13 protein-coding genes are annotated in these 13,806 nt (G+C 37.7%); 12 read left to right on the top strand and 1 reads right to left on the bottom strand.

The genetic code is table 11. The features are described 5' to 3' along the window. Positions 1-13: 13 nt before the first annotated feature. From BUA53_RS04185 to BUA53_RS04200, 4 genes are all read left to right on the top strand, one after another. Positions 14-1,114: a glycosyltransferase family 4 protein gene (locus tag BUA53_RS04185; RefSeq protein ID WP_175546012.1), complete on the top strand. Its 1,101-nt coding sequence runs from the start codon at positions 14-16 to the stop codon at positions 1,112-1,114. Further along, positions 1,102-3,003: an asparagine synthase (glutamine-hydrolyzing) gene (gene asnB / locus BUA53_RS04190; protein ID WP_072834006.1), complete on the top strand. Its 1,902-nt coding sequence runs from the start codon at positions 1,102-1,104 to the stop codon at positions 3,001-3,003. The genes BUA53_RS04185 and asnB overlap by 13 nt, the downstream gene beginning before the upstream one ends. Further along, positions 2,994-4,223: a glycosyltransferase gene (locus tag BUA53_RS04195; protein ID WP_072834007.1), complete on the top strand. Its 1,230-nt coding sequence runs from the start codon at positions 2,994-2,996 to the stop codon at positions 4,221-4,223. Before asnB ends, BUA53_RS04195 begins: the two co-directional genes overlap by 10 nt. A gap of 86 nt (positions 4,224-4,309) precedes the next feature. After that, a complete protein-coding gene (locus BUA53_RS04200; protein ID WP_139256340.1) occupies positions 4,310-5,296 on the top strand; it encodes a glycosyltransferase in 987 nt (328 codons plus the stop codon). Here BUA53_RS04200 and BUA53_RS04205 read toward each other — a convergent pair. Further along, complete coding sequence (locus tag BUA53_RS04205) at positions 5,257-6,630, bottom strand: hypothetical protein (protein ID WP_072834009.1); 1,374 nt, start codon at positions 6,628-6,630, stop codon at positions 5,257-5,259. The genes BUA53_RS04200 and BUA53_RS04205 overlap by 40 nt on opposite strands. Before the next feature lie 264 nt (positions 6,631-6,894). Here BUA53_RS04205 and BUA53_RS04210 point away from each other — a divergent pair, with 264 nt between their 5' ends. The 8 genes from BUA53_RS04210 to BUA53_RS04245 all read left to right on the top strand — a co-directional run bounded on the left by BUA53_RS04210 (position 6,895) and on the right by BUA53_RS04245 (position 13,731). Further along, entirely contained in the window at positions 6,895-8,091 is a 1,197-nt protein-coding gene (locus BUA53_RS04210) for a glycosyltransferase (RefSeq protein WP_084079816.1), read from the top strand. A 2-nt stretch (positions 8,092-8,093) separates the two neighbouring features. Continuing rightward, positions 8,094-8,828 carry a tyrosine-protein phosphatase gene (locus BUA53_RS04215; RefSeq protein WP_072834011.1) on the top strand — a complete coding sequence of 245 codons (735 nt, stop codon included), beginning with the start codon at positions 8,094-8,096 and terminating at the stop codon, positions 8,826-8,828. Between the two features lie 104 nt (positions 8,829-8,932). Continuing rightward, positions 8,933-9,808 carry a MerR family transcriptional regulator gene (locus tag BUA53_RS04220; RefSeq protein WP_084079818.1) on the top strand — a complete coding sequence of 292 codons (876 nt, stop codon included), beginning with the start codon at positions 8,933-8,935 and terminating at the stop codon, positions 9,806-9,808. Positions 9,809-9,882: 74 nt separating this feature from the next. Then, complete coding sequence (locus BUA53_RS04225; protein ID WP_072834013.1) at positions 9,883-10,362, top strand: RNA polymerase sigma factor; 480 nt, start codon at positions 9,883-9,885, stop codon at positions 10,360-10,362. Continuing rightward, positions 10,359-11,834, top strand: a complete 1,476-nt coding sequence (locus BUA53_RS04230) for a phytoene desaturase family protein (protein ID WP_072834014.1) — start codon at positions 10,359-10,361, stop codon at positions 11,832-11,834. Before BUA53_RS04225 ends, BUA53_RS04230 begins: the two co-directional genes overlap by 4 nt. 3 nt (positions 11,835-11,837) lie before the next feature. Continuing rightward, complete coding sequence (locus tag BUA53_RS04235) at positions 11,838-12,680, top strand: phytoene/squalene synthase family protein (RefSeq protein ID WP_072834015.1); 843 nt, start codon at positions 11,838-11,840, stop codon at positions 12,678-12,680. Continuing rightward, entirely contained in the window at positions 12,677-13,231 is a 555-nt protein-coding gene (idi, locus tag BUA53_RS04240) for an isopentenyl-diphosphate Delta-isomerase (RefSeq protein ID WP_072834016.1), read from the top strand. Before BUA53_RS04235 ends, idi begins: the two co-directional genes overlap by 4 nt. Beyond that, complete coding sequence (locus BUA53_RS04245; RefSeq protein ID WP_072834017.1) at positions 13,228-13,731, top strand: sterol desaturase family protein; 504 nt, start codon at positions 13,228-13,230, stop codon at positions 13,729-13,731. The genes idi and BUA53_RS04245 overlap by 4 nt, the downstream gene beginning before the upstream one ends. Positions 13,732-13,806 lie beyond the last annotated feature (75 nt).

Consider the following 13,806-nt stretch of genomic DNA (forward strand, 5'->3'; position numbering starts at 1 on the left):
AGTGAAGTTACTGATGAAAACAAAAAAGCCAATAATACTTCATACGATTGATTCCCTTTCTGTTGGTGGAGCTGAAATATTACTTAATAATACGATCAAACTACTTCCAGAATTTGATCATATTGTAGTTTATCTATTTAAACAAAATGAACTTAAGCTATCTATATTGGAAGATGGTGTTGAACTGATTTGTTTAGAATATAAGGGCTGGTCAAATTTGCTACCTGTAGTATTAAAACTTAAAAAGACTATTCAGGAAAAAAAACCCTTTTTAGTTCATTCACATTTGTTCTATAGTACTATTTGTACAAGGCTTGCAGTACCTTCTTCTGTGCCATTGGTATCAACTTTACACAGTTTGTATAGCAAAGATGCATTTGAAAAAAATATACAAAGCATTTGGGCAGAGCGTTTCTTATTAAAGAAAAAACATGCTTTGATAGCTGTTTCGAAATTTGTTTTGGACGACTATTTACTCCACATTCCTTTTTCTGGAAAGCGTTATGTATTGTATAATTTCTTGCCAGATAATATGTTCAATTTAAAAACATATATTGAATCGAGCATCCCTATTAAATGCGTGGCTCTGGGTAATTTAAAGGAAGCGAAAAATTACCGATACCTGCTTGAAATATTCAAATGCTTGAAGAATTTAAATGTAAGCCTTGATATTTACGGTGTTGGTACAGAGGAAAACGAATTGGCAGAGATGATTACGAGCAATGCTTTAAACGTAAAGCTTTGCGGAGCTGCTAACAATATTGTTGAGATTTTGCAATCTTATGATTTATTTATTCAGGCTTCATCTCATGAAGGATTTGGAATTTCAGTAATTGAAGCTATGGCAGTTGGAGTTCCTGTAATTCTTTCTGACATCCCTGTATTTAGGGAAATTACCCAGAATAGGGCTCAATTCTTTCCATTAGATGATGCTTGTAAGGCTGCAGAGATAATTAAAGAAGTAATGGGTAATATGGAACGAAACCAAGCAATTGCCCTCAAAGCTTATGATTTTGCATTGATGAACTATTCATCAAAAAAATATAAAGAACAATTGCTTCATATTTATGAAGACATCACCCGACAAAAACTTATCAACGAATGTGCGGCATAGCAGGATTTATAGATTTTAAAAATCGCAGCACGGAAGATGTGCTTTCAGAAATGGCTGCAGCGCTGTCTCACCGCGGCCCTGATGGACAGGGTACCTATTTTCAACAGCTGCAATATGCACAACTTGGCCTGGGCCACCGACGCCTTTCCATAATTGACCTGAGTCATGCTGCAGATCAGCCAATGCATTATGATGGCCTTCACATCATTTTTAATGGTGAAATATATAATTACAATGAGATAAGGGATCAGCTTATTCAAAAAGGCCATCAGTTCCAAACCCATTCTGATACAGAAGTGATACTGCATGCGTGGCGTGAATGGGGAGAGCAGGCAATTGAACAATGGCATGGAATGTTTGCCATTGCCTTGTTTGATGAAAGAAGTAATGAGCTGATTTGTATTCGGGACAGAGCTGGAGTAAAGCCATTTTATTACTATTGGAAAGATGATACTTTCTTATTTGGATCAGAGCTGAAATCCCTGATAGCCCATCCTGCTTTTATAAAGCAAATTGACAGGGATGCTGTTGCCTCTTACTTACAGTATGGATATATAGCACACCCGAATTGTATTTACAGTAATACCTATAAACTACCAGCTGGCCATTTATTAAGGCTTGAATTGGATTTAAAACTGGTTAATACTGTTCAGTACTGGAACGTGTATGACCATTATAATAAGCCTAAACTCCAGATAGATCTACCAGAAGCTATTGAAGAGACGGAAAAGATCCTGGAAAAAGCCTTTCAATTTCGTATGGTGGCTGACGTGCCTGTTGGTGTATTTTTAAGCGGTGGTTATGATAGCACCTGTGTTACAGCATTATTGCAAAAGAACAGTACGGAAAGGATCAAAACATTTACCATAGGTACTACAGATAATAAACTGGATGAAGCACCTTTTGCCAAACAGATAGCGGATCAATTGTGCACTGACCATACTGAATATTACTGCACCCCCAAAGAAGCATTGGATATCATTCCGGGACTTCCTTATTATTATGATGAGCCATTTGCAGATAGCAGCGCCATCCCTACAATGCTGGTCAGCAGGATGGCCAGGCAAAATGTAACGGTTGCTTTATCTGCCGATGCAGGTGATGAAATTTTCGCCGGGTATAATCGGTACGATTATATATTCAGGTATGGGCGAAAAATAAATGCACTTCCCAGGCCGGTACGTCAATTAGCGGTTGCTGCTATGTCCGGCATTTCATCTAAACGAATTCCTTATTGGCGGAATCAACCCAATTTTCATAGCCGCTATGATAAATTGAAAAATATATTGGCCGACCCATCACCATCAGAATTATTGAAAAACCTCAACCAGGTGTTTAACGATAAGGAAATCGAAGAACTCTTTGCAAATCATGTAACTGAACTGAATACTTCTCATAATAGTTCAGAACTATTGAACATGGACCAGGATCCCCTGGCTTATATGATGGCCATAGATTACCAGACCTATATGGTTGATGATATTTTGCAAAAAGTAGACAGGGCTACTATGGCAGTAAGCCTGGAAGGACGGGAACCTTTTCTTGACCAGGATATTATTGAATGGGCTGCTCAATTGCCCTCCAGCTATAAATATTATGAAGGTCAGAAAAAATATATATTAAAACAGATTGTACACAAGTATATTCCAAAGGAAATAATGGAACGGCCTAAAATGGGATTTGGCATCCCTGTTGACAATTGGCTTTCACATGAATTGAAAGACCTGGTGGAAGAGCATCTAAGTGAAGCAAGCCTAAAACTTCATGGTTTATTCAATGTGCAGGAAGTAAGAAATATCGTTTCAGACTTTTTAAATGGCAGAAAAGAAAAACACCTGAAAGTTTGGTATTTGCTGATGTTCCAAATGTGGTATAAACAATGGATGTAAAACAGGTCCTCTACCTATCCTATGACGGCATGACTGATCCTTTGGGTCAATCACAGGTGCTTCCCTATCTTATTGGCCTGGGCAAAAAAGGATACCGGTTCACCCTTATTAGTTTTGAAAAACCAGGAAGGTATGAAAATGCCAAGGATGTTATAGCTACCCTTTGTAGCAGTAATGGAATTGAATGGCACCCTTTGATATATACTAAGAGTCCACCTATATTTTCTACTATAAAGGATATAGAATCTTTGAAGTCGAAAATAAGGTCACTACATAAAGTAAACCGTTTTGATATAGTACATTGCCGCAGTTATATTACAGGTATAACCGGCCTGTGGATGAAAAGAAAATGGGGCACCAGGCTTATATTCGATATGCGCGGTTTCTGGGCAGATGAAAGGGTTGATGGTGGACTATGGAATATTAAAAACCCGGTATTTGCTTCCGTTTACAGGTTTTTCAAAAGGAAGGAAAGAGAATTTTTAGAAAACGCTGATCACACCATAACTCTTACCAACACGGCAAGGAAGGAAATGGAATCCTGGGATGCCAGTGAAAAATTTGCACCTGTTGAAGTAATTCCCTGTTGTGTGGATCTTAATCTTTTTGATCCTTCCACCATTAATGCATTACAGGCTGGAACACTTAAAAGCCAGCTGCAAATCGATGATGATCAAAAAATAATCAGTTACATTGGTTCCATAGGTACCTGGTACCTGGTCGATGAGATGGTGGAGTTTTTTAGTGCATTTTTAAAAGAAAATATAAATGCCGTTTTTCTTTTTGTTACTAAAGATGACCAGGAAGAGATCAGGAGGGTATTCAGAAGGAAAGATATACCACTGACTGCTTTACGTATCGTGTCTGCAGAAAGAAACCATGTGCCATTGTATATTTCCATTTCGGATTACTCCATTTTTTTTATAAAACCGGCCTATTCAAAAAAAGCTTCGTCCCCTACCAAACAAGGCGAAATAATGGCCATGGGTATACCTGTTATTTGCAATGATCAGGTAGGAGATACCTCTATCGTGGTTGAGAAATATGATGCGGGAATGGTAGTAAAAGAATTCTCCCGGGAGGCCTATGAGACATATGTCAGAACCTTAAATGGCAAGGCTTTTAATAATGAAGCTATCCGCCGGGGCGCTAAAGAGTTTTTTTCCCTGGATACCGGTGTGGAAAAATACAGGGCAGTTTACGAAAAAATTATACATTGAATTCTGCTAAAATATTATTGTTGCTGCCATATCCGCTTCATACAGCACCTTCACAACGTTTTAGGATTGAAGCTTACTTTCCCCTAATGCATCAACATGGTATCGTAATAAAAGCTCAGCCTTTTTTTAATGAAAAGGCCTGGAGCCGGTTATACAAGCCTGGATATTTTATATCCAAATCTTTGGATGTAGGTAAAGGTTTTATTAAACGTCTTTGGGCAGTTATTTTCCTGGTTCATAAATATGATTTTGTTTTGGTTCATAGGGAAGCATCACCAATAGGACCACCAATATTTGAATGGATTGTTACCAAAATATGGAGAAAGAAGTTGGTATTTGATTTTGATGATGCTATTTGGATACCTGCTATTTCTGAACAAAATAAAATAGCTAATTCAATAAAATGTTTTTGGAAAACAAAATGGATCTGTAAGTGGGCATACAAAGTGGCTGCCGGAAATAATTACCTCGCAAATTATGCGAGCCAATTCAACGCCAATGTTACAATATTACCTACTTCGGTGGATACCCAAAACAGATATAGAACTTTGGTTAATCAATCCATTTTTAAACCAGCTATTGGATGGACTGGCTCCCATTCAACAATGAAATACCTGGATTTGGTAATTCCATTTTTAAGGCAATTGGAAAAAGAAAAGGAATTTGATTTTTATGTAATCAGTAATAAGGAGCCGAAATTTGAACTTCAGTCATTAAAATTTATTAAATGGACAGAGGAGACAGAAATAGAAGATCTGTCAAAAATTAATATTGGACTGATGCCATTGGAAGCAGACCGGTGGAGTGAAGGGAAGTGTGGTTTCAAAATTATTCAATACCTGGCTCTTGGTATTCCGGCTGTGGCAAGTCCAGTTGGGGTCAATGCAAAGATCATTGAGAATAACCAAAACGGCTATTTGTGCCAGAATGAAAATGAATGGTACCAATCCATCTCCTTGTTACTGGATGATAGGTATTTGAGAAAAGAAATGGGAAGGAAAGGAAGAGAAAAGATAATCAGGGAATACAGCATTCATGTTAATGCTGACTTGTTTTTAGAGCTCTTCAAATAGCTTTTTTTATACAAAACGGTCGGAATTTCAAAATTATAGTATAATATAATAAGAGATGCAGCATAGAATGGAAGGCACGGAATCTTATAGCGGGATAATGCCCCGAAATTATAAGAGGAAATGCCTACTGCAAAAGCGAAAATGATAGAAAAAACCAAACAAAATGATAAGTTAGGATCTTTGATGACCATTGAAAAGATCCTTGTTTTTCTTTTTGCAATGACTTTTAAAGTGAAATAAAGAAATAACAAAGCTTCTAATCCCGATAACAGCACGATGATCTTTTTCGATTCCCAAATAAAAGGCCTGAACAAGGTTACCACAACTGCCTGCGGGAATTTTGTTAACATTCCAAGCAGGCTGGGATCAAATGCTCCCAGGTCATACGCTGATCCTTCATCCCCGGAAGAATAGGCGATCCATCCCCTGGTTTCTGCAGCTGTACTTGCAACATTTTCCAATGAGTATTTATTCATCTCTGAAGCAAATCGCTTTGAAAGAAAGAAAAATCCCCCAACAGTAATGGCTACAAATAGTAAGTTAACCATCCAACGAAGGCCAATGGTTTTTATTTTATGTGAATAGGTCAATAATAGCCATAGGGCCAGTGCCGGTAAAAAAGCCAGTAATATATAGAGTTTGATCACAGCTATTAAATAAAAGCTTACCCCAAGCATCAACAGGTTTTTTATTGAGAAATCCCTGTTAACAAAGATCCTGAAAGTTGTATAGGTCAACCAGCCTAAACCGAACATGCAGACGGTGTCCTTAAACATAGCTGAACCCCAAACAAAGGTGCTCGGAATAAAAAGAAAAGCGATAGCTAATTCCTTATGTAATTTAGGATACAGGTTTACGAAGGTCCTGTACATGGCCCAAACACCAGTAAAAGAAAAATAAGCAAATAATAAGGCAATAGGTATATAGCTGGTCCCATTAAATAGCCCGAAAATGGAACCAAAAATTGCAACAAAATAAGAGGATCTGTCATTATACCACTCCAGTTGGGAGGTATATTTATATAATTGAGGATTTACATCAGGCGATCTTCTGAATAAGAGGTCGAGCCAATTTGATACAGAATCATCTAAAGCTGAATTAATAACCTGGCTGTGGTGAAAGAAATTAAAAGTGTCACCACCACCATAATAAAACTGGTACACCAGGGCAATAAAAATGGCTCCTCCAAATTTTACATACAATCCTGGTAAATAATACTTCCTTAAAGGATGACCCACAGGATAACGCTTATCTCTTTGATTTTTAGCAAGCGCAATCAATATGAAAAGATAAATAGGCGTTAGGACCAGGTCCCAGATCGTTAAATACTGCACGGGACGAAAATAAAGAATTCAAAAGGGTTTGTGCATATTCTTCTTAAATAATGCTTAACACTTCATCTGGTTTAGGATAGATATTTATTAATGCTTTAGTATTAAAAAATGCTCTAAAATTTGTTGTATAATGCTAAAAAAATTAGTAAATTGAGTTAAGTTCTTTGACATATTGAATAAATAAAAAAGAGAAATAACAATATTACATGGGTAACTTAAGCATCGTGTTGTGGGCTTAGCCATTTTTTCCTGCATCTTTGTTTTATGCCGCGTGTGTTACGTATATTAAACAGATTGGCTGTGGGTGGACCAGTGCTAAATGCCACCTACTTGTCAAGATTCCTGGCCCCGGATTTTGAGACCATTTTGGTGGTAGGCGAAAAAGAAGACCATGAAAAAAGTGCAGCCTACCTGGCTGACCAGCTTGGGATCAATTATGTCACCATAAAAGGAATGGGACGGTCTATTAATCCGGCAAGCGATTATTTGGCTTACCACCAAATAAAGAAACTAATAAAAACTTTTAAACCTGATATCGTACATACACATTCTGCCAAACCCGGGGCATTAGGTAGGTTGGCAGCTTCAGCATCCAGTGTGCCTGTAATTCTTCATACCTTCCATGGCCATGTTTTTCATTCCTATTTTGGTTCAATTAAGAGTAATGTATTTATAAATACAGAGCGGTACCTGGCCCGGAAAAGCGACGCCATTATAGCCATTAGTGAGCAACAGAAAAATGAACTGGTACAGCAATTTAAAATTGCGCCTGATGATAAATTCCATGTAATACCATTAGGATTTGACCTGGACAGATTTCGTAATGGTACAGACGAAAAAAGGATGAAATTCCGTGCTGAGTTTTCTATCGATGATGATACCCTTGCTATAGGAATTATAGGACGCCTGGTACCTGTCAAAAATCATTATTTATTTCTTAAGGCGATAAAGCAGGTTTTGGAAAGAAGCCATAAGAAAATAAAAGCGCTCATTATAGGCGATGGAGAAACAAGGGCCGATCTGGAAAACCTGGCTAATGAAACGGGCATCCCTTTCTCAACTGAAAAAGATAGGGAACATGTCCATCCTTTAATTTTCACCTCCTGGAGAAGTGATATAGATGTGATCAATGCTGGTTTGGATATTGTTTGCCTGACGTCCTTTAATGAAGGCACACCAGTAAGCCTTATAGAAGCGCAGGCTGCCGATAAAGCAGTTGTGTCAACAAGAGTAGGTGGCATAGCCGATATTGTAGTAGAAGGTGAAACAGCGCTGCTTGCAGATGTTAATGATACCCAAACTTATTGCGATCATCTTTTGCGATTGGTTGAAGACGATGCTTTAAGGTTATGCATGGGCAGCAATAGTTCGAAACATGTATTGCAGAAATTTAGTTACCAGCGTTTGATGAATGATATGTCGCAACTTTACTACCAACTCCTAGAAAAGAAAAAAAGATAAGAATGTTGTTTTTCAGGAAAAAAGAAAATACTTCTGTGGACCTGGGCTGGCTGCAAACCGATATGCATTCCCACCTTATTCCTGGTATTGATGACGGATCACCCGATTTGGAAACCTCCCTGGAACTTATAAAAGGGTTTGCCAGTTTTGGTTATAAGAAAATAATTACTACACCTCACATTCTTTGGGACGTATATCCAAACACCCGGGAAATTATCCTGGATAAATATGCAGGTTTAAAGAACGCTGTTCTGGAAGCTGGCCTTGATATTCAAATTGACGTGGCAGCTGAATACTTTCTGGATGAACATTTCAACGGGTTATTAAAAAATAAAACACCGTTATTAACCCTAAGTGGCAACATGGTCCTGGTGGAGTTTTCAATGCTTTCCGCTCCTTTTGACCTCCAGGAAATGCTTTTTGAAATGCAACTCCAAAATTACCAGCCCGTGATTGCACATCCGGAACGCTATAGTTATCTAAACAGGAAAAGAGAAGTGTTTGATGAACTCAGGAATGCCGGTTGCCTTTTCCAGTTAAACCTTTTATCGCTGCAAGGGTATTATGGCAGTGCTGTGCAGGAATTAGCTGAGTACTTATTAAAAAAGGACTATTATGATTTTGCCGGTTCTGACCTCCATCATGAAAGACATTTGGCCGGGCTGCAAAAGCTGAAATCAGCTGCCTGGATGCGAAAACTGATGGAATCTTCATCTATCAAAAATCATTTGTTATAGCTATTTGTAAGCCTGGTTAAACATGATAAATCCGTGAGAATATTGTTTTAAACGGTGATTCTAACCAATTTTCAACTAATCTTGATTTAGTTTGTACTAAGATCATGTCATTTACCATTAAAGAGCTGGAATCACTATCTGGAATAAAAGCCCATACCATTCGGATATGGGAACAACGCTATCATTTTTTAAAGCCCTCCCGCACTCAGACAAACATACGTACCTATAATAACGAGGAATTAAAAACGCTGTTAACTGTGGCCCTCCTGAATAAGTATGGCTATAAAATCTCAAAGATCGACGAGATGCACCCGGATCAAAGGGCAAGGGAGGTTCTGCAACTTCCGGGTAAAGAGGCTTACGAAGAAGGACTGGTGAATGAATTGATAGGATACATGATCGATATCAAAAGTATTGAGTTTGAAATGGCTCTGAATAGCTATATAGCTGAAAACGGAATTGAAAAAACGATCAGTACGCTTATCCTGGGTTTTTTGGAAAAGGTCGGAATCTTATGGCAGACCAATAAGATCATCCCGGTACAGGAACACATCGTTTCAAATATTATCCGGCAAAAATTGGTCAGGGCAATAGATGATCTTCCATTCGTGCAAAGAACTGCTCCATTATTTGTTTTGTTGTTGCCTGAAAATGAGCACCATGAAATGGGGCTATTATTTGTTTATTATTTATTGCGAAAGAAAAATATACCGGTGATCTATTTAGGAGCTAATGTGCCTTTAAAAGACGTTAGTTACCTTTGCAAACTTACTGCTCCACAATATTTGTATTTGCATCTTACATCATTGCCTATGCAGTTAAATCTCCAAAAGTACCTTCAGAACCTAAGTAACCAGGCTCCCTCTGCAAAAATTCTTGTTTCTGGAAGTTCCGTTCAGAAAAAGTCTACGCCTCTTCCAAATACCATTTATTTTCAATCGATTGTAGCGGTTTTAAGCTATATAGATTCCCTTGGGTAATTAATTGTTTAACAAATTATGCCATTGTTTAAACAAAATAATGTTTAAGTTTGTAGTATAATAAATTAAACAAGATGGGTACTCAGGAATTCAATTCATTAGTTTTAAACAACACTGATGGGCTTAGACCTTTTGCTATCTCCTTGACAAAAGACCACGAAACAGCGAAAGATCTCTGCCAGGAAACTCTCTACAAAGCTTTTGCATATAGAGATAAGTATCAACCCGGTACTAATATCAAGGCCTGGTTGTTTACCATTATGCGAAATATTTTTATAAATGAATACCGGCGTGAGGGTCGTAAAAAAATGGTAATGGATACTGTGAAGTACTCCCAGTCTGTTTATGGTTTATCCTCTGAAATCAACGTCAGGCTTAGGGAAATAAATAACAGTATTCATGAATTACCTGCTATCTTTAAGACAGCCTGCCAATTGTATTTACAGGGCTATAAGTACCATGAAATAGCCGTTGCCCTGAACGAACCTATAGGAACTATTAAGAGCCGTATCCACTTCGCGAAAAAGCATTTACAAAAACAAGTTGAACGTTGAGCAAATCTGTTATCATAATAGGAGCTGGCTTCTCCGGTTTATCAGCTGCTGCTTTCATGGCTAAGGCAGGTTGGAAAGTTATGGTTATTGAAAAAAATAATACTGCAGGGGGGAGGGCCAGGCAACTAAAAGAACAGGGTTTCACTTTTGATATGGGCCCAAGCTGGTATTGGATGCCTGACGTTTTCGAACGCTTTTTTAAACAATTTGGCAAAAACGTTTCGGACTATTATGCTCTCAAACGACTTGATCCATCTTATAGGGTCTATTGGTCCGATACTTACACCAACATTCCTGCGAACTACCAACAGTTTAGAGGCTTATTTGAAAGCATGGAAAAAGGGAGTGGTACCAGGTTGGATCAATACCTTAAAGAGGCCTCGCTAAAATATGAAATTGGTATACAGGATTTGGTCTATAAGCCCGGACAGTCAATAACTGAATTCCTTGACTGGAAAATAATTAAGAATACCCTTAAGCTGGATGTATTTACATCTATAAAAACACACGTTTCTAAATTCTTTAAAAATTCCAGGCTTAGACAATTGATGGAATTCCCCATTTTGTTCCTGGGAGCTTTACCTCAAAATACGCCTGCATTATATAGTTTAATGAATTATGCTGATATAGTTGGAGGTACCTGGTATCCTGAGAAAGGCATGTTCTCCATTGTGGAAGGCATGAGAAAACTGGCTGAAGAACTGGGAGTTGTTTTTAGGTACAACGAAAGTGCAGAACAAATTATCATTGAAAAAGGTGCTGCAAAAAAACTGCTAACGGATAAAGGTGAGTATGAAGGGGATGCAATCATTAGTGGTGCAGATTACCAGTTCACTGATTCGACATTGCTTCCTGTTGCTTACAGAAATTACACGGAACAATATTGGAATAAAAAAGTATTAGCACCATCATGTCTTTTGTATTACGTAGGCCTCAATAAAAAACTGGATAATGTTTTACATCATTCGTTATTTTTCGATGTTGAATTTGATCAGCATGCTTCGCAGATTTATACTGATCCCCAATGGCCCGATGAACCATTGTTTTATCTAAGTGTTTCTTCTAAAACGGATGATACGGTGGCCCCTGAAGGTTGTGAAAACCTTGTTGTGCTGATTCCTGTGGCATCAGGTCTTGAAAATGATACGGAAGAATTAAGAGACAGCTACTTTCAAAAAATATTGAAAAGATTAGAAAAACATACAGGTCAGTCTATAGCTGATTCCATTATTTATAAAAGATCTTATTCTGTGTCTGATTTTAAAACTGATTATAATTCCTACAAAGGGAATGCTTATGGATTGGCCAATATATTAAGCCAGACTGCTATTTTCAAACCTTCCTGTCAAAGTAAAAAAGTTAAGAATCTTTTTTACACAGGTCAATTCACTGTACCGGGTCCAGGAGTACCACCCAGCCTTATCAGTGGGGAAGTAGTTTCTAAACAAGTTATTAAAGCCTTTAAGAACTGATCTATGACTATAGACTTATTTCACAAGGTGAGTTATGATTGCAGTAGAGTTGTAACTGAAAATTACAGCACTTCATTTTCCTCTGCAATCCAGTTGTTGCATAAAGATTTAAGGGTGCCTATTTATAATATTTATGGGTTTGTGCGTTTTGCCGATGAGATAGTTGATACGTTTCATCAACATAACAAAATAGACCTGTTGGATCAGTTTAAAACTGAAACGTTTAGTGCGATTGAAAAAGGTATCAGCCTGAATCCAATTTTAAATAGCTTCCAAAAAACAGTGAATCAATTTGCCATAGATCTGCAACTCATCCATGCTTTCTTTAAAAGTATGGAATCAGATCTTACGCAGAATAACTATGACAGGCAGGGCTATGAAGAATATATTTACGGATCTGCAGAAGTAGTGGGACTCATGTGCCTGTATGTATTTTGCGAAGGGGATGCCAGGCAGTATGAAAAATTGAAATCACATGCAAGGGCATTGGGAGCTGCGTTTCAGAAAGTAAATTTCCTTAGGGATATCCAGTATGACTTTAATGATCTTTCGAGGCTATATTTCCCTGGATGTGATTTTCATAATTTTACAGAGAAAGACAAAGTGAAAATAGAAGAGGATATTGCGTTGGATTTTAAAAATGCTTACCAGGGTATTTTATCCTTACCTATAAAAGCAAGATTTGGAGTGTATGTTGCCTACAAATATTATTATTCCCTTTTCAAAAAGATCAGGGCTATTCATCACAAGGAAATATTGCGGCAACGTATTCGCATTCCTAACTACCAAAAAGCATTTATCATATTAAGGGCAAGTGTAAAAAATGGATTACGTTTGATAGAATGATTACCCAGGAAGTCATATTAGTGAATGAGAAGGATGAAGAAATAGGTACCATGGAAAAAATGGAAGCACACCGGAAAGGCCTTTTGCATAGGGCTTTTAGTGTTTTTATTTTTGATAAACAAGGGCGTATGCTTTTACAACAAAGGGCCTTAAATAAATACCATGGCGCCCTTTTATGGACCAATGCTTGCTGCAGCCATCCTTATCCGGGTGAAAAAACGCATAATGCAGCTGAGCGAAGATTAGCGGAAGAGCTTGGTTTCGTTACCGGCATACAGGAAATATTTTCATTTATATACAGAGCTGATGTAGAAAATAATTTGATTGAACATGAATATGACCATGTATTCGCCGGGGAATATGAAAATGAAATATTATACAATGAAGCTGAAGTTGCCAAAGTGGATTACAGGAAATTGACAGATATAAAAAAAGATATTGAAATCAATCCTTCGCAATATACATCATGGTTTAAATTAGCTTTTCCCAGGATTGAAAAATGGTGGAAAGAAAAATATAATAACGTCACTGTAAATATTCAATTCGAATGACAGCGTTATTATACATATTGGTTTTATTGGCTACTTTTTTTTGTATGGAAGGCATAACCTGGTTAACCCACCGTTACATCATGCATGGCATCCTCTGGGTACTGCATAAAGACCATCATCAGAAAGAGCCCGGATTCTTTGAGAAGAATGATTTGTTTTTTGTCATTTTTGCTGTTCCATGCATCTTACTTATACTGGCAGGCACACTCAGATCTATATGGTGGTGTCAGGCGATTGGTTTTGGCATTATGGCATATGGAGCAGCCTATTTCATTGTGCATGATGTAATTATTCACCAGCGGTTTAAATGGTTTTCCAAAAGCCGGAACACATATGTCCGCGCCATAAAATGGGCCCATAAAATGCACCACAAGCACTTGAGTAAAGAGCAGGGCGAAAGTTTTGGAATGTTGCTGGTTCATAAAAAATATTGGGAAAAAGTGAGGAGAGAAAGGCAATTGATGGCAGCAAAGAAGGTTAGCTATGCCCCCGAACAATAATGCTTTCAATTCATTAAAATTTTTAGCTTATTTAGCTTAATTCCATTTACCTCTACTCTGAAATCACCCCTCCAA

The sequence above is a fragment of the Flavisolibacter ginsengisoli DSM 18119 genome, assembly GCF_900129295.1.
GTDB classification, from domain to species: Bacteria; Bacteroidota; Bacteroidia; order Chitinophagales; family Chitinophagaceae; genus Flavisolibacter; species Flavisolibacter ginsengisoli.

Excerpts from the sequence above, each read along its gene's own strand:
- BUA53_RS04185 (WP_175546012.1), top strand. The coding sequence starts at position 14 with ATGAAAACAAAAAAGCCAATAATACTTCATACGATTGATTCCCTTTCT.
- idi (WP_072834016.1), top strand. The coding sequence starts at position 12,677 with ATGATTACCCAGGAAGTCATATTAGTGAATGAGAAGGATGAAGAAATA.
- BUA53_RS04200 (WP_139256340.1), top strand. The coding sequence starts at position 4,310 with ATGCATCAACATGGTATCGTAATAAAAGCTCAGCCTTTTTTTAATGAA.
- BUA53_RS04220 (WP_084079818.1), top strand. The coding sequence starts at position 8,933 with ATGTCATTTACCATTAAAGAGCTGGAATCACTATCTGGAATAAAAGCC.
- BUA53_RS04235 (WP_072834015.1), top strand. The coding sequence starts at position 11,838 with ATGACTATAGACTTATTTCACAAGGTGAGTTATGATTGCAGTAGAGTT.
- BUA53_RS04215 (WP_072834011.1), top strand. The coding sequence starts at position 8,094 with ATGTTGTTTTTCAGGAAAAAAGAAAATACTTCTGTGGACCTGGGCTGG.
- BUA53_RS04195 (WP_072834007.1), top strand. The coding sequence starts at position 2,994 with ATGGATGTAAAACAGGTCCTCTACCTATCCTATGACGGCATGACTGAT.
- BUA53_RS04245 (WP_072834017.1), top strand. The coding sequence starts at position 13,228 with ATGACAGCGTTATTATACATATTGGTTTTATTGGCTACTTTTTTTTGT.
- BUA53_RS04210 (WP_084079816.1), top strand. The coding sequence starts at position 6,895 with ATGCCGCGTGTGTTACGTATATTAAACAGATTGGCTGTGGGTGGACCA.
- asnB (WP_072834006.1), top strand. The coding sequence starts at position 1,102 with ATGTGCGGCATAGCAGGATTTATAGATTTTAAAAATCGCAGCACGGAA.
- BUA53_RS04225 (WP_072834013.1), top strand. The coding sequence starts at position 9,883 with ATGGGTACTCAGGAATTCAATTCATTAGTTTTAAACAACACTGATGGG.